Genomic DNA, 20,066 nt, shown 5'->3' with positions numbered 1-20,066 from the left:
CACTCAGAAAATAACGGTTTCGCCATCCTGGGGAATGCTCACTGCGTCACTCACCTGATTAGCTTCAACGTACTCACGCAGCGCGCTGCGGGTCAACAGGCAGTGGTTAATGGCCTCCATATGGCTCGCCACAATTTTAGCCTGCGGCAGCAGGAAATGAACGTTAAGCACGTCCTCCTGCCCCATAATAATGGGCCCAAAACCAATGACGTGGGCATAGCCGGCGTTCAGCACCACCACGTCCGGCTGGTGTTTTTGCAGATCGGCCGCTACCTCGTCACGCCAGACGGTATCCCCTGCAATATAGAGCGTCTTCTCATCAGGATGACGCAGCACCACGCCACAGGCCTCGCCCAGCCGTTCCGCCAGCTCCGGCACGGCATAAGCGCGATCGGTACCGTGCTGTCCGCCCTGGGTTTTTGTAATCTGAATATCGCCGAAGGTGGTCGCGTCGGTCATGACCGTCAGGTTGCTAAATCCCTGACTGCGCAGCAGCGCGGCGTCACGGTCGTTTTGCACGTAAATCGGTTTGTCTTTGGCGATCAGCTCCGCCGCGGCGCGATCCCAGTGATCGTCATGGGTATGGGTGACGATCACCGCGTCGGCGTCCAGCAGCGTGTTGACGTCAACGGGGAGTTCAACCGTTGGGTTACGGCGTTCGGCATACGCCGTACCGGGGAAGCCCGGATAAGCACCCTTTGGGGCCAGCATCGGGTCGATCAAAAGACGTTTTCCGGCATAGGAAATCAGCTGGGTGGCGTTGCGAATGTGGGTAATGTTCATGGGCTATCCTCCGGTTGGTGTGATAAGGAGGATAGCCAGCCGTCGCAATTGACGCTGTGGGCTAAAGGGCGATTACCGATGGAATCGGGCCAAGAGAAGCAACCTGTTTTCTGTCACATCGTTTACCAGCCCGGCACTGCCCCGCCGTTAAAGATCGTCTCAGCCGCTTTTGCCACTTCAGGTGACTGATACGACTGGATAAACGCCTTCACATTCTCCGCGTCCTTGTTGTCTTCGCGCGTCACCACGATGTTCACGTACGGCGAGTTTTTGTCTTCAATAAAGACGCTGTCATGCACCGGTGACAGCCCGGTTTGCTGGATATAGGTGGTGCTGATGATGGCGACATCCACTTTCGGGTCGTCCAACACGCGCGGCAGCTGCGCCCCTTCCAGCTCCATGATTTTCAGTTGCTTAGGGTTGGCGGTAATATCCAGCGCCGTGGGCAGCAGCCCGGTATCCGGCTTCAGGGTAATGAGCTTCTCTTTTTGCAACAGCAACAGCGCGCGGCCCAGGTTGGTCGGGTCGTTTGGAATGGCAATGGTTGCCCCGTCCTTCAGGTCAGACACGGATTTAATTTTGCGGGAATAGCCGGCCATCGGGAAAACAAAGGTGTTCGCCACGGCCACCAGCTTATAGCCATGCGCCTTGTTATCTTCTTCAAGGAACGGGCGATGCTGGAAGACGTTGGCATCCAGTTCCCCCTGGTTGGTGGCATCGTTAGGCAACAGCGAGCCGCTGAAGCCCACCAACTCCACGTCCAGGCCATATTTCTCTTTTGCCACCTTTTTGGCGACTTCCGCCACATCCTGTTCGGCGCCGTTGATGACGCCGACTTTAATGTGTTTGGCATCGCTGCCACTTTGATCGCACCCGGCAAGCAGTAGGCCAGCCAGTACCAGAGCACCCAATCGACGTTTCACAAGACAGTTCCTTTTGCTGAATGTTGTAGTGACTATATCGACAACGAGGCGGTGAAATAAAAACCGAAAAAGAATCAATAAGAAGGATAAGTTATATGCGGGTATGGCCGGGTGACGCTGCGCTTACCCGGCCTGCGGATTCAGAGCTTAAAGGGCTTTCGCCAGGTAATGTCGCTGCATGCCCGGGTACGGATAATCCTGCAAAGACATCTGCAGCTGGTACCCCTGTTTTTCATAGAACGGACGCGCCTGGAAGCTGGCGGTATCCACCAGCGCGTGCTTGCAGCCTTTGCGTCTGGCTTCATCTTCCGCCGTTTTGATGAGCTGGCTGCCCACGCCGGATCCGCGTACGGCATCGCTCACCCAGAGAAAGTCGATATTCAGCCAGTCGCCTTTGCGCACCCCAATGAGCCCGCCAAGCATGACGCCTTTATCGTCGCGCACGTAAACGCCAATGTCGCCGCTAAAGTTTGTCAGATCGAGAAACTGTCCGTTATACGCTCTCAGGCCGACGAGCAACTCTTCTTTTTCGGGCGCCGTAACCGCATGAGTAATACTCAGGTGCATATTTTTCTCCTTGTTATCTGTGCCGTTTCACTATCTCACACACGCATCGTGGAGAAAATTCATACTTTCGACTGGAGTCGCTACACTGAATGTAACGATATATTTCATGGGAAGCCTGTGACTTCTAAAGGGGGTTATTGATGAAAGCTGCGCACCTGGTCTGCCTGCTGGTTTGTCTGCTGTTCGCCGCGTTTGTCCATGCTCAGGAAAAGGACGATCCGGCGAAAGAGGCGCAGATTAAGCAACAGGTCCTGAAAGATATTAAGAAAACCTGTACGCCACAGAAAAAGCAGAGCGATAAGGCCTGGCAGGCGATGATTTTGTCCTCCGAGGCCAATCAGTTGCTGATCAAAAATGCCGTTACCGCCGTGAAGCGCGACAACCTGGATGCCTACTGGGCGGCGGTTGGTCAGGTGGATTGTATGGAAGATTACTGAGGGCTGGAAACGTGCTTCTCGCCGGGTGGCGGCTGCGCCTTTCCCGGCCTACACAACATGTTTAACGCTTACGCACGTCTGGAATGATCAAATCCCCGCGCAGCACATACGAACCCAGCATCTGCGTTTTCTCCGTCAGCCAGCTCACGATACGCGCCGCCATGGCATCCATAGAATATTCAATCGCCGGGATCACCGGAATACCCGGCAGGTGCAGCGATCCGGCCAGGCTAAAGACCATAATGTCGTCCGGCACGGATTTATTAAACGCCTGCAGCTGCGGGATCACCCGCTGGGCTTCCTGCTCGTCCGCCACCAGCAGAGCGTTGAAGTTCAGCGTGCTGGCGTTATTCAGCAGCTCCTGTAGCGCAACGGACGACGAGGTCGCGTCCATGAACACAAGGTTGCGATTAAAGGGCAGGAAATTTTTCTCCAGCGCGTGCTTGTAGCCGAGCAGCACCTGGTCAGCAAAACCGCTGCCGTGCGGATGGATCAGGGCAATCTGGCGTCGCCCCTGGCTGGTCAGGTAGTTACAGGCGGTTTCGGCGGCAAAGGCGTGATCGAACTGGATGCTGTTGGAATTATCAGACTCCATGCAGTCCACCAGAATGACGTTGTCCATGTCGACGTCCAGCGGGAAACGCGCGCCAATCACCAGGATGTCATCGCAAAGCCCGCAGGAGAGTTCCTCAAGAGCGTGCATCACTTCCGCTTTGCTGTGCGCGAAACGCAGCAGCAGGTGTTTTTGATGCTGGCTGAGCTGTTTTTCCAGCGCGTAGAGATAACCGGTGGTCTGGTTAATGTTTTCCTGGGCGCAAATCACCCCGATACAGCCCGTAGACTGGCTCAGCAGCGACTGGGCAATCACATTAGGCCGGTAGTTAAGCTCATCCACTGCCTTCAGAACGGCCTGACGGCTGGCTTCCTTTACGCCACGCGACCCACTCAACACTCGCGATACCGTGGCTTTAGACACCCCGGCAAGACGTGATACATCATTGATTGTCGACATCTCTTTCCCCTGGCAGGCTTACCTCGCGCCTGCAAATTCCATGACCGCTTCGGCTCACATTATAGCCAGAGCGGAGTATATCCGTTTCCGTTTTCCATGGAAACCGATTTTCCGTTTCCACTCCAAATGATGTCAAAATAGCCAAATTATGTGACCTGCATCCGGTTAATTAGCCTCATAAGTATTGGATCTTGATGGTTGTCACAGTTCTGTCTTTTATGAATGGAAACCGGTTTCCGTATCATGTCCAATCATCCTCGCAATAACTTTTTACATTTAGAGGATGGTTGTCGATGTTCAAGATTATGCTGTGTTGCTCTGCCGGGATGTCCACCAGCCTGTTGGTCAGCAAAATGGTCGATGTCGCGAAAGAACGTGGTTTGTCGGTGAAGATTGATGCGTACGGTGTTTCCGAATTTGATACGCAGTTTCCGCAATACCAGGTGGTACTTCTCGGACCGCAAGTGAAATACATGTTACAGACACTCTCAGACAAGGCGGCGACGCATGGCATTCCGGTGCAGCCCATCGACATGATGGACTACGGCATGCAGCGTGGCGATAAAGTACTGGACTATGCTCTGTCGCTCATCGAAGCGGCACACTAAAAGGTGTTCACATGAGTTCGTTATATCAATCCATGGTTGCGGTGATTGAGCAGTCAATTACCCCGCTGGCCGCGAAGCTCGGTCAGCAAAAGTACGTGATTGCCATCCGCGACGGCTTTACCGCCGCGCTGCCGTTTATGATCATCGGCTCGTTTATGCTGGTGTTCATCTTCCCGCCGTTCTCGGCGGATACCACTAACAGCTTCGCCCGCGGCTGGCTGGATTTTTCCCAAACCTACCGCGAACAGCTGATGCTGCCGTTTAACCTCAGCATGGGCGTGATGACCTTCTTCATCTCGGTAGGGATTGGGGCGAGCCTGGGGCGTCAGTTTAACCTCGACCCGGTGATGTCCGGCCTGCTGGCCTTTATGGCCTTCCTGCTGGTCGCCGCGCCGTATGCCGACGGCAAAATCTCAACCCAGTACCTCTCCGGCCAGGGCATCTTCACCGCGCTGATCGCCGCCATTTACTCAACCCGCGTGTACGCCTGGCTGAAGCAGAACAACGTCACCATCCGCCTGCCAAAGGAAGTGCCCACCGGCGTGGCGCGTTCGTTTGAGATCCTGATCCCGGTGATGGTGGTGATCGGCACGCTGCACCCGCTGAACCTGTTCATTGAAGCGCAGACCGGGATGATTATCCCGCAGGCGATCATGCACCTGCTGGAGCCGCTGGTGTCCGCGTCTGACTCCCTGCCTGCCATTCTGCTCTCCGTGCTGCTGTGCCAGATCTTCTGGTTCGCGGGTATCCACGGCTCGCTGATTGTTACCGGCATCATGAACCCGTTCTGGATGGCGAACCTCTCGGCAAACCAGGCGGCACTGGCCGCAGGCGCGGCGCTGCCGCACGTTTATCTGCAAGGTTTCTGGGATCACTACCTGCTGATTGGCGGCGTCGGTTCCACCCTGCCGCTGGCCTTCCTGCTGCTGCGCAGCCGCGTTACCCACCTGCGCACCATCGGCAAAATGGGCGTGGTGCCAAGCTTCTTTAACATCAACGAGCCGATTCTGTTCGGCGCGCCGATCATCATGAACCCGATGCTGTTTATCCCGTTCGTGTTCGTTCCGCTGGTCAACGCCTGCCTGGCGTACGGCGCCACGAAGCTCGGCTGGCTGGCACAGGTGGTCTCGTTAACCCCGTGGACTACGCCCGCGCCGATTGGCGCCTCGTGGGCGGCGAACTGGGCGCTGAGCCCGGTGGTGATGTGCCTCGTCTGCATGGTGATGTCGGCGCTGATGTACCTGCCGTTCCTGCGCGCCTATGAGCGTACGCTGATTAAAAACGAAGAGCAGAAAGCCCAGGCTGCAGCCGTGGGTGCCGCTGAAGCCACAAGTAATTAAGTCAAAGAGGAAGGGTCATGAAATACGCATTTCCCGATAACTTCTGGTGGGGCAGCGCAAGCTCCGCTCTCCAGACGGAAGGGACACGAGAGGGTGAAACCACGTGGGACTACTGGTTTGCCCGCGAGCCGAACCGTTTTCACAACGGCGTGGGGCCGCAGCACACCTCCACGTTTTATCAGCACTGGAAAACGGACATTCAGCTGTTAAAACAGCTGAACCACAACAGCTTTCGTACCTCGATTAGCTGGGCGCGCCTGATCCCCGACGGTATCGGTGAAGTGAACCCGGACGCGGTCGATTTTTATAATCAGGTCATTGATGAGCTGAATGAACAGGGCATCACGCCGTTTATCACCCTGTTCCATTTCGACATGCCGATGGCGATGCAGGAAATTGGCGGCTGGGAAAACCGTGACGTAGTGGACGCGTACGCCCGCTATGCGCAGATTTGCTTCGAGCTGTTCGGCGACCGCGTGCTGCACTGGTTTACCTTCAACGAGCCGATCGTGCCGGTGGAAGGCGGTTATCTGTACGACTTCCACTACCCCAACGTAGTGGATTTCCGCCGGGCGGCCACCGTGGCTTATCACACGGTGCTGGCCCATGCGAAGGCGGTTCAGGCCTACCGCGCCGGGCACTACGCGGGGGAGATCGGCATCGTGTTGAACCTGACGCCGTCGTATCCGCGTTCGCAGAACCCGGCAGACGTGAAGGCGGCGCACGTTGCGGATCTGATGTTTAACCGCAGCTTCCTCGACCCGGTCCTGCGCGGCGAATACCCGGCCGATCTGGTGGCGCTGCTGAAATCTTACGACCAGCTGCCCGCCTGCAAGCCGGAAGACGGTTTCCTGATTGCGGAAGGGAAAATCGACCTGCTCGGCATTAACTACTATCAGCCGCGTCGCGTGAAGTGTCGCGACAGCGCGGTGAACCCGCAGTCGCCGTTTATGCCGGAATGGTTCTTTGATAGCTACGAGATGCCGGGCCGCAAGATGAACCCCTACCGCGGCTGGGAAATCTACGCGCCGGGTATTTACGATATTCTGATTAACTTGCGCGACAATTACGGCAACCCCCGCTGCTTTATTTCTGAAAACGGCATGGGCGTCGAAAACGAGCAACGTTTTATTGAAAATGGCCAGATTAACGATCAATACCGCATTGATTTTATATCTGAGCATTTAACGTGGCTGCATAAAGGCATAAGCGAAGAGTGTAATTGTCTTGGCTACCATATGTGGACATTTATTGATAACTGGTCGTGGTGTAATACCTATAAAAATCGCTACGGATTTATCCAGCTCGATTTGGAGACGCAGCAGCGCACCATTAAGAAAAGCGGGGAGTGGTTTGCCGCCACCGCCTTAAATAACAGCTTTGATAAAGAGTAATGATGATGATCGCACTAGAAGAAGCCGTAATGGAAATTATCGTCAACGCCGGGCAGTCCCGCAGCCTGTGCTTTGAAGCGCTGCACGCGGCGCGCCAGGGCAACATTGACGAAGCCAAAAGCCTGCTGCGCGAAGCCGACGGCTACGCGCGTCAGGCGCACAAGATGCAGACCAAACTGATTGAGCAGGACGCGGGCGAAGCCCGCCAGCCGATGACCTTAATTATGGTGCACGCGCAGGATCATTTAATGAACTCCTTATTAGCGCGTGAATTATCCGAAGAAATTATTCATTTATATCAGAGATAGTCTATGGCGAAATAAATTACTGTAATACCTCTGTACCTAAAACTAGAAATCCACTTGTTCTGATGATAGCGACATATTCTGTCAGATCGGAGCGGGATGGTTATTGTCTGAATAAAATTAAACTATATTGAGATAACCATGAATACGATTAAAAAACTTCCATTAACCATGGCGGTTATCGCCGCGCTTTGCCCAATTTCCGTGCTCGCCCAGGAATTCACGCAGGAGCAAATCGACGCCATTGTGGCGAAAGCGGTGGATAAAGCCCTGGCCGAACGTCAGGCCAAAATGGATGCCGCCGTCGCGAAAAAAGCGGACGTGGTGACCGAGCCGCAGAGCGCGGCGCAATCCCCGGACATGGCGATTCCGTTCGGGATTAAATTTACCGGCTACGCCCGCTATGGCGCGCACTTCCAGGCCGCCGATCAGAAATATGTGGCGGTCGATGGCTCCTACAACGGCGCGTCCGCAATTGGTCGTCTGGGTAACGAAGGCAACGGCGGCGAGTTCCAGCTCTCTAAAGCCTTCAAGGGCGAAAACGGCGCCATCTGGGACATCAACGTGATGATTGACCACTGGGGCGACGAAGTTAACCTGAAAAAGGCCTACGCGGGGGTGACCAATATTATGGCCTCCAACCCGAATGCCTATTTCTGGGCCGGTCGCGACTTCCACCAGCGTCCGCAGCAGGGCATCAACGATTACTTCTGGATGAACCACGACGGCCAGGGCGCCGGGGTGAAGAACTTCGATATCGGCGGCGTGCAGTTTGACGTCGCTGCCGTGGCGGCAGTGGAATCCTGTAGCCCGGAAGTGATGGAAGACGAAGCGAACCCGTCACGCATCACCTGTACCGGCGGGTCCGGCACGGGCGACAAAGGTAACTACGCGGCCACCTCTAAAATCCACGGTATGAAGCTCGGTCCGCTGGATCTGGAGCTGTACGCCAACTACGGCTTTGATTCAAAAGCGGTGGAGAGCGATGAGCGTCTGAACGCCTGGCAGGGCGGCGTGGTGCTGAGCCACACCAACGACAGCGGCGTGAACAAGGTGATTGCCCGCTACTCCGATAACTCGGACAACAGCGTGTTCAATAAAACCGAAGACCTGACCACGGTCTACGCCAGCTTCGAAGGGCTGTACAAATTCACCCAGGCCACGCAGGTGGAGTACATCCTCGCCTTCCACGACTACGACAACAGCCGTGATAAGACCGACAACCGTAAGAACTACAACGCCATCGTGCGTCCGATGCACTGGTGGAACGACGTTCACTCCACCTGGCTGGAAGCGGGCTGGCAGCACGTGGATTACGACAACGGCGGCGATAATAAGGGCTGGAAGCTGACCCTGTCGCAGAACATGTCTATCGCCATGGGGCCAGAGTTCCGTCCGATGCTGCGCTTCTACGTGACCGGCGGCAAGGTGGATAACGCACGCACCGCGCGCGTGAATAACACCAAAGACGAGACGCTCGACGACTTCAACGTCGGCGCGATGTGGGAGGCGTGGTTCTAGTAGAGCGCCGTTTGTTTCGCCCGGCGGCGCTGCGCTTGCACGGGCCTACAAGGTTTTGTAGGCCGGGTAAGCGTAGCGCCACCCGGCAAGATCCCATGTTATGCTACAAAAAAACCAACATAACAGGGGAGAAAATGGGTTCCACACGTAAAGGGATGCTGAACGTCCTGATCGCCGCCGTTTTATGGGGCAGTTCCGGCGTTTGCGCGCAGTACATTATGGAGAAAAGCCACATTTCTTCGCCTTACCTGACCATGGTTCGCCTGCTGTTTACCGGCGTGATCCTGCTGACGCTCTCCTTCGTTCACGGCGACAAGATTTTCTCGGTCATCAAGCATCGTAAAGACGCCCTCAGCCTGCTGTTTTTCTCGCTGGTCGGCGCGCTCACCGTGCAGCTCACCTTCCTGCTGACGATTGAAAAATCCAACGCAGCGACCGCTACCGTGCTGCAGTTTCTGTCACCGACCATCATTGTGGCGTGGTTCGCGCTGGCGCGGAAAAAGCGTCCCGGCGTGTTTGTGCTGTCGGCCATTATGACGTCGCTAGTTGGCACCTTCCTGTTGGTGACCCACGGCGACCCAACCTCGCTCTCCATCTCGCCTGCCGCGCTGTTCTTCGGTATCGCCTCGGCGTTTGCCGCCGCGTTTTATACGACGTACCCGTCAACGCTGATTGCCCGCTACGGTACGCTGCCGATTGTCGGCTGGAGCATGTTGATTGCCGGGGTAATGCTGACGCCGTTCTACGCCGGGCGCGGGACCACGTTCGTGATTGACGGCAGCCTGCTGCTGGCGTTTTTCTATCTGGTGGTGATTGGCACGGCGCTGACGTTCAGCCTGTACCTGAAAGGCGCGCAGATGATCGGCGGGCCGAAGGCGAGCATTCTGAGCTGTGCCGAACCGCTGAGCAGCGCGTTGCTGTCGGTGATTTTGCTGGGCGTGGCGTTCACCCTGCCGGACTGGCTGGGAACGCTGCTGATTGTGTCGTCGGTGGTGCTGATTTCGATGGATTCGCGTAGAAGGGTTAAGGCATCGGCGTAGCCTGATGCCCTCACCCCAACCCTCTCCCACGGGAGAGGGAGAAAAACACTACTTCGCTTTAACCTTCCCTGCCACCAGCAGCGCCGTCAGCAGCATCAGCGTACCGGAAATCACCAGCGGTGACGTCAGCCCCAGATGGTCGAGCGCCACGCCGCCAATGGCCGCACCGCAGGTGTTTGCCAGCTGGATCACCGCCACCTGAATCGACCCGGCTTTTTCCGCCTGATCGGCAAGCGAGCGGGTGATCCACGTCGACCAGCCCACCGGCACCAGCGCGAAGGCAAAGCCCCAGATAATCGCAATCGCCGACGCGACCCACTTATCGCTGCCCCACAGCACCAGCACCGTGGCGCTCACTGCCAGCACCAGCGGCGCACCCGCCAGCGCCACCTTCAGGGAGCGCTTCAGGAACTGTGACGACAGCGACGTGCCGACAAAGCTGGCGATACCGAAGCTCAGGAGCACCAGCGTCAGGCCGTCGACGTCAAAGCCCGCCATGGTCATATACACCGGGCGTATATAGGTGAAGAAGGCAAACTGCCCAGCAAAGGACATAAAGATCGCGGTCATCCCTGCCAGCACGCCGGGGCGCTTCAGCAGGCTGAACATGTTCTGCTTATGATGCGCCGCTTCGCCCGGCAGGGACGGCAGCGCCTTCCACACCCAGATAATGCAGAGCAGGCCCATCACTGCCGCCGCGTTGAAGACGTTACGCCAGCCGATAATCCCGCCCAGGAAACTGCCCAGCGGCGCGGCAATCACCAGCGCGATAGAAACCGCACCGAAGATAACGGAAAGCGCTTTTGGCACGGTGCGCGCAGGCACCAGGCGCATGGTCAGCGAGGCGGACATCGCCCAGAAGCCGCCGAGCCCCAGCCCCAGACAGGCGCGCCCGAGCAGCAGCAGGGTGAAGCTTTCCGCGAAGGAGACCAGCAGGCAGGAGAGCGTCAGTAGCACGCTGAACAGGATGACCACTTTACGGCGGTCGATGGTGCCAATCACCTGGGTGATAAACAGGCTGGCGAACATCGCCACGAAGGCGGTGACGGTAACGGACTGACCCGCCACGCCCTCGGAAATGCCCAGATCCTGCGCCATCGGCGTCAGGAGGCTGACCGGCAGAAACTCAACGGTAATCAGGCAGGCGACGCAGAACGCCACGGCGAAGACGGCCGACCAGTTGGGGCGTGAAACCTCGTTGGTCTGCGGTCTGGTCGTGGGCTGGATATGTTCTGTCATGGCGTCACCTGAAGATAAAAACGTACGGAAAAGTCGCGCAGTTTATCATCAAAAGTGTGACGAATTTAACGTTTAGACAACTTTTGTCGTTTTTACAGGGGATCAGTGCAGATAAAACACGCCCTCTTCCGGCAGGAAGAGCTGGTTATAGCGCAGCTGGAAGGCGTTCAGCTCCTGCGGATCGGGTTCCATCTCGCGCATAAAGCCAAGCGCGAGACGAATTTGTGCATCGGTGATAGGCGCAGCCAGGCGGGCTTTACGCAGCAGGCGGTGCCACGTGTGCAGGTTCTCTTCACTACCGTCGACAATGCAGACCTGCCAGATCAGCAGCACCTGCGCCGCGTTTTGCAGATGCGCTTCGTCCGGGCGCTCAAGGTAGCGGATAAACTCATTGCCCGACGTTTTACCAAACTGGTCGATCATCGACTCAACCGGCATCGGGGTGATGCCAAGCCGCTCGCTTAAACGTTTGATGGCGCGGCGGGAATCTGAGGTCAGGACGCGAAATCCCACCACAAACACCACGGCAAGCGTTGCCAGCATTATCCAGACCATGCGTTCTCCTTAGACTAGCCGCTCATCATAGCGGGAAACGCACGGCGTCGACAGCGGGTAGAAGCATAATAGTGAATGGAAAAGCGCTGGAAAAACGGCAGGAAAGTCGTTTTAGTTTTTATAGGGACGATTATATATACACGGTGTATGGTCAATGCCTGGCGGTAACGAATCTTCACTTCAGGGAAAGAGCGAACATGTCCATAACAATCAGTGTCCTGCTGGAGAACAGACCTAATCCCGGCGCTAAAAATTTACTGCGAGCTAAAGCAGGACTCAGCCTGTTTATACAGGATGAAAATGATTCCATTCTGTTTGATACCGGTCCGGATGATAGCTTCATACATAACGCAGCTCTGATGGGAGTCGATTTGACCCGCCTGACCGCAGCTGTACTTTCTCACGGGCACTATGACCATTGCGGCGGCGTTCCGTGGTTACCGGATAATTGCCGGATCGTCTGCCATCCCCACGTGGCCTGCGAGCGTTACTCGGCAATACAGTTTTCAGGGTATACCGCCAGATTAAAAAAGTTGTCGCTGAAAAATGATTATTCACACTATCGCATGGAGTACAGCAGCACCCCGCTCCAGATTGGGAAGCGCTTTATATGGTCAGGGGAGATCCCTGTCGCCAAACCGCACGCATACGGTGTTATCGGTAGTAAAAATGCGAATGTGGATTATGTGAAAGATGAAGGGGTTCTAATTTATAAATCTGACCGTGGCCTGGTCATTTTTATCGGCTGTGGGCACCGAGGTCTGATCGATATTGTGCGTCACTGTCAGAGAATAACCGGCATCAACCATATTCATGCAATTTTCGGTGGTTTCCATCTTCGCTGTGCGTCACCGCGTAAGCTCTGGGCACTCAGGCAGTTTCTGCACGGCCTACAACCCGACAAAATAATGGGCTGCCATTGTACGGGTAAATGGGGCAATTTGTGGTTGCCGGACGCGGTTACCCCGGCAACAGGGGATATTTTTGTTCTGGGGTAGGTCTTAACTCAGCTAATAAAAAAAGCCCGGCATCACACACCGGGCAAAGAAGTTACCTGCACACTCAGGCTGTTTTTAATTTCTGCGCACGATTCTCACGGCGAATTTTACGTTCTTCCAGCACGGCAACCATCGCCATCAGGACGATACAGCCGATCGCTGCCGCATCCAGCGCCGCGAAGGTACCCGCCCAGCCGGTGAGGCCGAAAATCGGCGTGCCGTCAGCAATCATCCCCAGACCCAGCTTGGCGAAGCTGTCGCCGATCAGGTAGGCGAAGGTGCCCTTAATCCCATCGGCGGCGCCAATCGCTTTTTTCGGGACGAAGCCCACTGCTGCCACGCCAATCAGCAACTGCGGACCAAACACCAGGAAGCCGAGCGCGAACAGGGACGCCAGGTAAACGTACTGGTTGCTGGCGTGCTGGTAGACGCCGAGCGTGGCGATAATCAGCGCCAGCGCGACGCAGGCCACCAGCGCGCGACGGCCGTTGGCGAGGTCGGAGAGCCAGCCCCACAGCAGGGTACCAACCAGCGCGCCCACTTCGAACAGGGTGAAGCCCTGAATCGCCACCTCTTTAGAAAGCTTCAGCTCCTGGAAAGCATACACGGTGGACCACTGGTCGATGCCAATGCGCACCACGTAGAGGAAGATGTTCGAGAAGCAAAGCAGCCAGATCACTTTGTTTTTCAGCACGTACTCAACAAAGATCTGCCATTTGGACATCTCGTTTTCTTCGGTCTCTTTGTCCTCTTCGCTGATCTCCTCGCCAAACAGCTCTTCGGCTTTGCCGAGGCCGTACGATTCCGGGGAGTCGCTGCCGTAGCGCAGGCCGATAAAGCCGACAATCAGGGCGATAATCGACGGGAAGATAAACATGCCGATCACGTGGCCGTCGAACAGGTAGTTAGCGCCAAACAGCGCCACGCCAGCCGCACCGGCACCGCCGAGGTTGTGGGAGATGTTCCACATGCCGAGGTACGAACCACGCTTGCGGCGCGGGGTCCATTTGGTGATGGTGGAGTAGCTGCACGACCCGCCGGTACTCTGGAAGAAACCGCTCAGGGCGTAGAAGGCGATCATCAGGAACAGGCTAACGGACCCTGCGCCCATGCTGGCGCTGAAGCCGAGCATACATATGGCGGAGAGGATAAGCATAAACGGCAGGAACTGCTTGGTGTTTTTGCCGTCCGCGTAGTAGGACACAACGGTTTTACCCACGCCGTAGGTGATGGAGAAGCCCAGGCCAATCATCCCCAGCTGCGTCATGCTCAGCCCGTAGGTGGAGATCATGTCGTTCTGCGCGATGTTAAAGTTTTTACGGATCAGGTACATGGTCAGGTAGCCGATGAAGACCACCAGATAGGACTGCATGAACGGTTTGAACCACATCTTGCGCCGCACGTCGAGCGGCAGATCCAGGGTCGGCTTGCGCACCTGATTTAAGAAGGCCAGCATGACTGAGTTACTCCTGAGCTGATTTTTGCAGCATTGTAAAAACCAGCCGGGAGAGATGCCTGAGACAGCGTCCAGGTGAAACCGGGAAAATTTCTTAGTTTTGCGCCACTCGGCAGCAAAAGGTGAGGCGCGTCACGCTTCGCGCGGCGCCTGCGCGTTCAAAAACGGCAGCAGCAGCAGGGCGGAGATCCCCGCCGCGATGGCGATCACCGCGAAGAATCCGCTCCAGTGCCAGATGTCGATCACCCGCGCCAGCGGCCAGCCGGAGAGCGATGCGCCGAGGTAGGCAAACAGCCCGACAAAGCCCGTCGCCGCACCGGCTGCCTCTTTGTGCGAGCACTCCGCCGCCGCCATGCCGATCAGCATCTGCGGGCCGAACACGAAGAAGCCGGTGGTGAAGAAGCACGCCGCCTGCATCACGTAGCTGGCGAACGGCATCAGCCACAGCGAGCCGACGGAGAGCAAAATCCCGGCGGCGAATATCAGGTTCATCGGGCCGCGGTTGCCGTTGAACAGCTTGTCCGAGCCCCAGCCCGCCACCAGCGCGCCGATAAACCCGCCCAGCTCGAACATCGTCACCGCCGAGTTGGCGGTCACCAGGTCCACGCCGAGCGTCTCGGACATGTACAGATTGCCCCAGTCGTTGATGGCCGCACGCACCACGTACACCAGTACGTAGCAGAGCGACAGCAGCCAGATATACGGGTTTTTCAGCACATATTTGGTGAGGATCTCTTTGCGCGTCAGCCCCGCCCCCTCCTGCTGTTGCGCCATTTCCATCTCGTCGTGCCGCCAGTCGCCCACCGCGGGCAAGCCAACGGTTTGCGGCCTGTCGCGCAGGCGCCAGCAGAGGAACAGCCCGGCGACAATCGCGAGGCCGCCGGCAATCATCATCCCCGCGCGCCAGCCGTAGTGCAGCGTTGCGGCACCCACCACCATCGGGATCAGCGCCCCGCCGACATTATGCGCGGTGTTCCAGATTGCCCACCAGCCGCCGCGCTCGTTGCGCGAATACCAGGCGGTGAGCAGGCGGGCGCAGACCGGCGCGCCCCAGCCCTGGAAAAAGGCGTTCAGTGCCCACAGCAGGGCGAAGGCCCAGAGCGAAGTGGAGAAGCCAAACAGAATGTTGACCACGCCGGTGGCGATCAGCCCAACGCCCATAAAATAGCGCGCGTTAGAGCGGTCGCTGACGATGCCGGAGAAGAACTTCGACAGGCCGTAGGTGATGTAAAACAGCGTCGCCAGCAGGCCGATATCGGTGCGCGTCATCACGCCGCTGGCGAGGATCTCCGGCGCGGCGGCGTTGAAGCTTTTGCGGGTAAAGTAGAAAAGCGCGTAGCCGAGCCAGATAGCGATCAGAATATGGCGACGCCAGTAGCGGTAGCGGGCGTCGATTTCCGCTTTGTTACCTATCGGTGCGGCGTTCGCGGGGGTCTTAAACATGGTGGCTCCTTAGCGGCAGGCTGACGCTGACGCGCGTCCCGTGGGTGCAGGAGAGGTTCAGCGTGCCGCCGAGCGCCTTCACGCGCTCGCGCATGCCCGCCAGGCCAAAGCCCTGCTGGCCGGAGCCCGGCGGCAGGCCGCAGCCGTCGTCTTCAATTACCAGCATCAGGCGTTCGTCCTGCTCCCAGCCCTGGATCGTGACCGCGCTGGCACTGGCGTGTTTGACGATATTGTTCAGCCCCTCCTGACAGACGCGGAACAGCGTCACGCGCTGGCCTTCGCTCAGGACAGATTCGTTAATTCGCCAGTCGAGATGGCTGACAATGCCGCGGCTTTCCAGCTCCATCTCGCGCATCAGGGAACGCACCGCCTGCTCCAGCGACAGGTCGTCGAGCTGGCGCGGACGCAGCCTGCCGAGGAGGCGTCGCACCGAGTCATACACGCCCAGCGAAAGCTGCTCGATATGCGCTCCGCCCTGCTTCACGCCCGCGTTTTCCGCCGCCAGACGCTGGACAATGCCCGCCTGGGTGCGGATGGCGGTAATCGTCTGGCCGATATCATCGTGCAGCTCGCGGGCGACCTCCTGCCGCACGCTCTCTTCGGTCTCCAGCAGGCGTTCAGCCAGACGCCGGTTGCGCGCCAGCTCGGTTTGCAGGGACTGGTTCAGCTCGCGCAGACGCTGGATACCCGCCCCGAGCAGCAGCCCGGTCAGGCTCTGGGCCAGCAGGGAAAGCAGCAGGTCCACAGGATGGTCGTGCCAGGTCTGGCTGGCGATCAGCGCGATGGCGTTCATTAGGGTGGCGATCAGCGCTCCCTGCCAACCGTAGTGCCAGGCCAGGGCAATAATCGGCAGCGCAAGGCAAAACGGGGTAAAGCGTGAAAGCTCGGCAGGTAGACCCAGCTGAAGCCACAGGCTCACCACGAACAGCAGCAGATACCAGATGAGGTGCCGGGCGCGCCAGTTCACCGGTTGGGAAACCAGCGCCGGGCCGAGCGGCTGCCAGACGGTACTGGTGAGGTAATGCCAGATGACGAGGCAGGTCGGCGCGAGGGTCAGGCCGCCGGTGAGGGTCAGCAGCAGCGCGTTGAGCATCTCCTTATCACCCGCCCACGGCAGGGACTGCAGCAGCGCGGCGGCAATCAGCGCCGCCCCCTGCCGCAGCAACGTGCGCCAGTCGCGCTGGTGACGGTAGCGGGAAATGAGGGCAACAGGGAGCAGCGTGAGCAGGCTTCCGGTCATCAATAATGGCAGGTGCACCAGAGCGACTTCCTGCGCCAGCCAGACCAGCAGCAGCCACTCTGCGCCCAGCAAAACCGGCCAGTATCCGCGCGGGCACTGGAGCATGAGCCCCAGTCGCAGGCCGAAGGGAAACAGCAGCACCGCCAGCTCGGGGCGTTCCACCAGGTGCAGGCTGATGCTCCATAAGCAGAACCACGCGGCGGAGAAGATAAAGAAGCTGGCAACGACGGCGATCAGCCGCGAAAAGACGGGACTCATTGCCAGCTGTCGAACATGCGGCGCGCCAGCTCGACGTCGTTGCTGACGTTAAGTTTTTCCATCAGGTTGGCGCGGTGAACGTGTACGGTTTTCGGGGACAGTTCCAGCTCGGCGGCAATCTCTTTTACCGACATCCCCTGCGCGAGCTTCTCAGCCACCTGACGTTCGCGTCTGGTGAGCGGATCCTGACGTCCGGCCGCCAGCTTGATGGCGATATCCGGCGTTAAATAGCAGCCGCCGGTGGAGACGGTGCGCACCGCGGCGATCAGTTCGTCCGGGCTACAGCGTTTGGAGAGAAACCCGCGCGCCCCCGCGTTGAGCGCCTGCTCGACCAGCGCCGGGCTGTCGTGGACAGACAGCATAATCGTCGACATCCCTTTCGGCAGCTGGCTTAACAGCTCCAGCCCGGAGAGATCCGGCATCGAAATGTCGCAGATACAGACCTGCACCCCGCGCCCCGGCAGGCCCGCCAGCGCCTCGCGACCGGAGCCAAACTCGGCCACGACCTGGAAATCTGGTTCGAGGTTGAGAAGCTGGGCAAAGCCAGAGCGGACGATAAGGTGGTCGTCGATAAGGGCGATGGTGGTCATGTGTCTTCCTGCGGTCTGAAAACGCCGGATGGCGCTGCGCTTATCCGGCCTACAAGAGCGAAAGACGCTTACCTTAAGCGATCTATTCGAAAAACACCGCAATTTTGTTAAACATGGTGGGATCGGACTGGTTACGCGCCACGTTGGTGACATCTTCCAGCTTGTCGATCTGCGCCATCATCTGCTCCAGACGCTGGTCATCGTTGACCAGTAGCCAGATGCGGCTGTGCTCGCTGCCCTGAATCGGCAGACAGAGAATGCCTTCCACGTTAAACGCCCGGCGGGCAAACAGCCCGCAGACGTGGGTCATGACGCCAGGGTGGTTGCGGACGGTGAGTTCCAGAATGACGTTATCATGTTGTTTCTGCATGGCTTATTCTCCCACCATCTCAGTATTTGCCGCACCCGGCGGCACCATCGGATACACTTTTTGTTCAGGGTCGATACGCACGTGGATCAGCGCCGGGCCGGGACGAGAAATCGCCGCCTGCAGCGCCGCCTGCGCGTCTTCTTCGGCGTTCAGATCGCAGGTGTGCAGGCCAAAACCGGCGGCAATCTGCATAAAGTTAATCATTCCCGGGTAGGTCGCCGCAAATACGCCCTGCTTGTAGAACAGGCTCTGCTGCTGATGCACCAGCCCCAGCGCCTCGTTGTTCATCAGGATGATTTTCACGTCTAACTGGTTTTCGGCCGCGGTCGCCATCTCCTGAATGTTCATCATCAGGCTGCCGTCGCCGGAGAAGCAGATGACCTTGCGGTCCGGGTTGGCGAGCGCTGCACCAACTGCTGCAGGCAGACCAAAGCCCATAGTGCCCAGACCGCCGGAGGTCAGCCACTGGCGCGGACGGTTCAGCGGGTAGGCCTGAGCGGTCCACATCTGATGCTGGCCCACGTCGGTGGTGATAATCGCGCTGTCGTCCACGCAGGCAGCAACGGCGTTGATAAGACCATAGTGGCTCAGCGGGTCGCCTTCGGTTGGGATGGCGCCCGGGAACTCGCGCTGCAGATCGGCCACCAGCTTACGCCAGTCGGCGCGGTCGGTTGCGTCCGTCTGCGGGATCAGCTCCGCCAGCACTTCGGCAACATCGCCCTGAATCGCCACGTGCGGCTGCTTGATTTTACCCAGCTCGGCGCGGTCGATATCCACGTGAATGATCTTCGCGTTCGGGCAGAACTGCTCGGTTTTGCCGATCGCCCGGTCATCAAAACGCGCGCCCATAACAATCAGCAAATCAGCCTCTTGCAGGATGTAGTTGGTGCTGCGCGCGCCGTGCATGCCCAGCATCCCCAGGGACAGCGGGTGCGCTTTTGGCAGCATGCCCAGCGCCATCAGGGTCATGGTGGTCGGCAGGTTGGCTTTTTCCGCAAACTCACGGATTTCATCCGCAGCATTAATCGCCCCGCCGCCCAGATAGAGCACCGGACGTTTGGCGGCGTTGATCATGGCTGCGGCATCGCGCACGCTCTCAGCGCTGAATGCTGGCGCGGGGGCACGGTCGCCCGGCTCCGGCAGCACGTCGATCTCGATCTCTGCGGTCTGGACATCCTTAGGAATGTCTATCCACACCGGGCCCGGGCGGCCGGACTGGGCAATGCGGAACGCATCACTGATAACCTGAGGAAGTTCGCTGATATCGCGAACTAAATAGTTATGTTTGGTGATGGGGATAGAGATGCCGTAGGTATCCACTTCCTGGAACGCATCGGTGCCGATCATCGAGGACGGCACCTGGCCAGTAATGCAGATCAGCGGAATGGAGTCGAGGCGCGCGTCGGCGATGGCGGTCACCAGGTTGGTTGCGCCCGGCCCGCTGCAGGCCATACAGACCGCCGGTTTACCCTGGGTACGCGCCATGCCCTGAGCGATAAAGCCTGCCCCCTGCTCGTGGCGTGCCAGGACGTGGCGGATCTGCGTGCTTTGGCTTAACGCATCGTACAGCGGCAGCACCGTGCCGCCGGGGATGCCCGCAACCGTGGTGATGCCCTGTCGCTCCAGCAGATGAACGATCAGCTGCGCGCCAGTAAAACGCGTCTTGTTGGATGTTGTGCCCGAACTTGCCATGCTCCAGTCCTTTTCTTCTGGGCCGACTTTCCGGGGAGGCTCTTAAACGAAAAACCCCGCCCGGTTTGCGCCGGCGGGGTTTTGGATTCGTGTGTTGATCCAGTCCCTACGGCGCATTGCCGACGACCACCACCACACGCACGACGACCACTGCGGCTGGTTGCGCAGTTTTTAGTAGAGTCGAAGTGAAGATGGATGAAGTCATTGGGGACCTGTGTTTGGAATCATTAATTGAATTTATACAAACACAGGTTTTCGGGCGTGACAATGGAAAAATTTTCATCTGCGCAAAAAT

Annotated in this window: 21 protein-coding genes; 8 read left to right on the top strand and 13 right to left on the bottom strand. The window is 58.0% G+C overall.

What is annotated here, in order from left to right; all coding sequences use genetic code 11:
• Positions 1-3 precede the first annotated feature (3 nt).
• From GXP72_RS00455 to GXP72_RS00445, 3 genes are all read right to left on the bottom strand, one after another.
• A complete protein-coding gene (locus GXP72_RS00455) occupies positions 4-783 on the bottom strand; it encodes an MBL fold metallo-hydrolase (RefSeq protein WP_061716242.1) in 780 nt (259 codons plus the stop codon).
• 122 nt (positions 784-905) lie between these two features.
• Positions 906-1,706 (bottom strand): lipoprotein NlpA, encoded by an 801-nt coding sequence (nlpA, locus tag GXP72_RS00450; RefSeq protein ID WP_061716243.1) that lies wholly within the window; start codon positions 1,704-1,706, stop codon positions 906-908.
• A gap of 147 nt (positions 1,707-1,853) precedes the next feature.
• The gene (locus GXP72_RS00445; protein WP_048992763.1) at positions 1,854-2,273 is read right to left on the bottom strand and encodes a GNAT family N-acetyltransferase; all 420 of its coding nucleotides are present in this window, start codon (positions 2,271-2,273) and stop codon (positions 1,854-1,856) included.
• Between the two features lie 140 nt (positions 2,274-2,413).
• Here GXP72_RS00445 and GXP72_RS00440 point away from each other — a divergent pair, with 140 nt between their 5' ends.
• Positions 2,414-2,710, top strand: a complete 297-nt coding sequence (locus tag GXP72_RS00440; protein WP_061716244.1) for a YicS family protein — start codon at positions 2,414-2,416, stop codon at positions 2,708-2,710.
• Positions 2,711-2,771: 61 nt separating this feature from the next.
• Here the strand turns inward: GXP72_RS00440 and GXP72_RS00435 are convergent, their stop codons facing one another.
• Positions 2,772-3,722: a LacI family DNA-binding transcriptional regulator gene (locus GXP72_RS00435; RefSeq protein ID WP_023293714.1), complete on the bottom strand. Its 951-nt coding sequence runs from the start codon at positions 3,720-3,722 to the stop codon at positions 2,772-2,774.
• Between the two features lie 293 nt (positions 3,723-4,015).
• Between GXP72_RS00435 and GXP72_RS00430 the strand changes: the two genes are divergently transcribed.
• From GXP72_RS00430 to GXP72_RS00405, 6 genes are all read left to right on the top strand, one after another.
• The gene (locus GXP72_RS00430) at positions 4,016-4,330 is read left to right on the top strand and encodes a PTS sugar transporter subunit IIB (RefSeq protein ID WP_061716245.1); all 315 of its coding nucleotides are present in this window, start codon (positions 4,016-4,018) and stop codon (positions 4,328-4,330) included.
• Positions 4,331-4,341: 11 nt separating this feature from the next.
• Positions 4,342-5,670, top strand: a complete 1,329-nt coding sequence (locus GXP72_RS00425; protein ID WP_031275290.1) for a PTS sugar transporter subunit IIC — start codon at positions 4,342-4,344, stop codon at positions 5,668-5,670.
• Between the two features lie 17 nt (positions 5,671-5,687).
• Positions 5,688-7,064, top strand: coding sequence for a glycoside hydrolase family 1 protein (locus GXP72_RS00420; protein WP_090420316.1), 1,377 nt, complete (start codon positions 5,688-5,690; stop codon positions 7,062-7,064).
• A gap of 5 nt (positions 7,065-7,069) precedes the next feature.
• Positions 7,070-7,372 carry a PTS lactose/cellobiose transporter subunit IIA gene (locus GXP72_RS00415; RefSeq protein ID WP_008500136.1) on the top strand — a complete coding sequence of 101 codons (303 nt, stop codon included), beginning with the start codon at positions 7,070-7,072 and terminating at the stop codon, positions 7,370-7,372.
• A gap of 138 nt (positions 7,373-7,510) precedes the next feature.
• On the top strand, positions 7,511-8,890 hold the full coding sequence (locus tag GXP72_RS00410; RefSeq protein ID WP_023326394.1) for a carbohydrate porin: 1,380 nt from the start codon (positions 7,511-7,513) through the stop codon (positions 8,888-8,890).
• Between the two features lie 134 nt (positions 8,891-9,024).
• Positions 9,025-9,930, top strand: coding sequence for an EamA family transporter (locus GXP72_RS00405; RefSeq protein ID WP_061716246.1), 906 nt, complete (start codon positions 9,025-9,027; stop codon positions 9,928-9,930).
• A gap of 48 nt (positions 9,931-9,978) precedes the next feature.
• Here the strand turns inward: GXP72_RS00405 and nepI are convergent, their stop codons facing one another.
• Both nepI and GXP72_RS00395 read right to left on the bottom strand, forming a co-directional pair.
• On the bottom strand, positions 9,979-11,169 hold the full coding sequence (gene nepI / locus GXP72_RS00400; protein ID WP_048992754.1) for a purine ribonucleoside efflux pump NepI: 1,191 nt from the start codon (positions 11,167-11,169) through the stop codon (positions 9,979-9,981).
• Positions 11,170-11,271: 102 nt separating this feature from the next.
• Positions 11,272-11,724 (bottom strand): DUF1198 domain-containing protein, encoded by a 453-nt coding sequence (locus GXP72_RS00395; RefSeq protein ID WP_024907368.1) that lies wholly within the window; start codon positions 11,722-11,724, stop codon positions 11,272-11,274.
• A gap of 197 nt (positions 11,725-11,921) precedes the next feature.
• Here GXP72_RS00395 and GXP72_RS00390 point away from each other — a divergent pair, with 197 nt between their 5' ends.
• Positions 11,922-12,722: an MBL fold metallo-hydrolase gene (locus GXP72_RS00390; protein WP_157189896.1), complete on the top strand. Its 801-nt coding sequence runs from the start codon at positions 11,922-11,924 to the stop codon at positions 12,720-12,722.
• 64 nt (positions 12,723-12,786) lie between these two features.
• Here the strand turns inward: GXP72_RS00390 and uhpT are convergent, their stop codons facing one another.
• From uhpT to ivbL, 7 genes are all read right to left on the bottom strand, one after another.
• The gene (gene uhpT / locus GXP72_RS00385) at positions 12,787-14,178 is read right to left on the bottom strand and encodes a hexose-6-phosphate:phosphate antiporter (protein ID WP_023309834.1); all 1,392 of its coding nucleotides are present in this window, start codon (positions 14,176-14,178) and stop codon (positions 12,787-12,789) included.
• Between the two features lie 132 nt (positions 14,179-14,310).
• Positions 14,311-15,621 carry an MFS transporter gene (locus GXP72_RS00380; protein WP_208763378.1) on the bottom strand — a complete coding sequence of 437 codons (1,311 nt, stop codon included), beginning with the start codon at positions 15,619-15,621 and terminating at the stop codon, positions 14,311-14,313.
• The gene (gene uhpB / locus GXP72_RS00375) at positions 15,614-17,119 is read right to left on the bottom strand and encodes a signal transduction histidine-protein kinase/phosphatase UhpB (protein WP_061716250.1); all 1,506 of its coding nucleotides are present in this window, start codon (positions 17,117-17,119) and stop codon (positions 15,614-15,616) included. The genes GXP72_RS00380 and uhpB overlap by 8 nt, the downstream gene beginning before the upstream one ends.
• Entirely contained in the window at positions 17,116-17,709 is a 594-nt protein-coding gene (uhpA, locus tag GXP72_RS00370; protein ID WP_024907372.1) for a transcriptional regulator UhpA, read from the bottom strand. The genes uhpB and uhpA overlap by 4 nt, the downstream gene beginning before the upstream one ends.
• 82 nt (positions 17,710-17,791) lie before the next feature.
• A complete protein-coding gene (ilvN, locus tag GXP72_RS00365; RefSeq protein WP_008500144.1) occupies positions 17,792-18,079 on the bottom strand; it encodes an acetolactate synthase small subunit in 288 nt (95 codons plus the stop codon).
• Positions 18,080-18,082: 3 nt separating this feature from the next.
• Positions 18,083-19,771: an acetolactate synthase large subunit gene (ilvB, locus tag GXP72_RS00360; RefSeq protein ID WP_090420310.1), complete on the bottom strand. Its 1,689-nt coding sequence runs from the start codon at positions 19,769-19,771 to the stop codon at positions 18,083-18,085.
• Positions 19,772-19,877: 106 nt separating this feature from the next.
• Positions 19,878-19,976, bottom strand: a complete 99-nt coding sequence (gene ivbL, locus GXP72_RS00355; protein WP_057979964.1) for an ilvB operon leader peptide IvbL — start codon at positions 19,974-19,976, stop codon at positions 19,878-19,880.
• Positions 19,977-20,066: the final 90 nt, after the last annotated feature.

Origin of the sequence: Enterobacter sp. SES19 (assembly GCF_011765665.1) — a bacterium.
Taxonomy (GTDB): domain Bacteria; phylum Pseudomonadota; class Gammaproteobacteria; order Enterobacterales; family Enterobacteriaceae; genus Enterobacter; species Enterobacter pseudoroggenkampii.
Note: the sequence above shows the minus strand (reverse complement) of the source record. Positions and strands in the feature narration are given on the sequence as shown.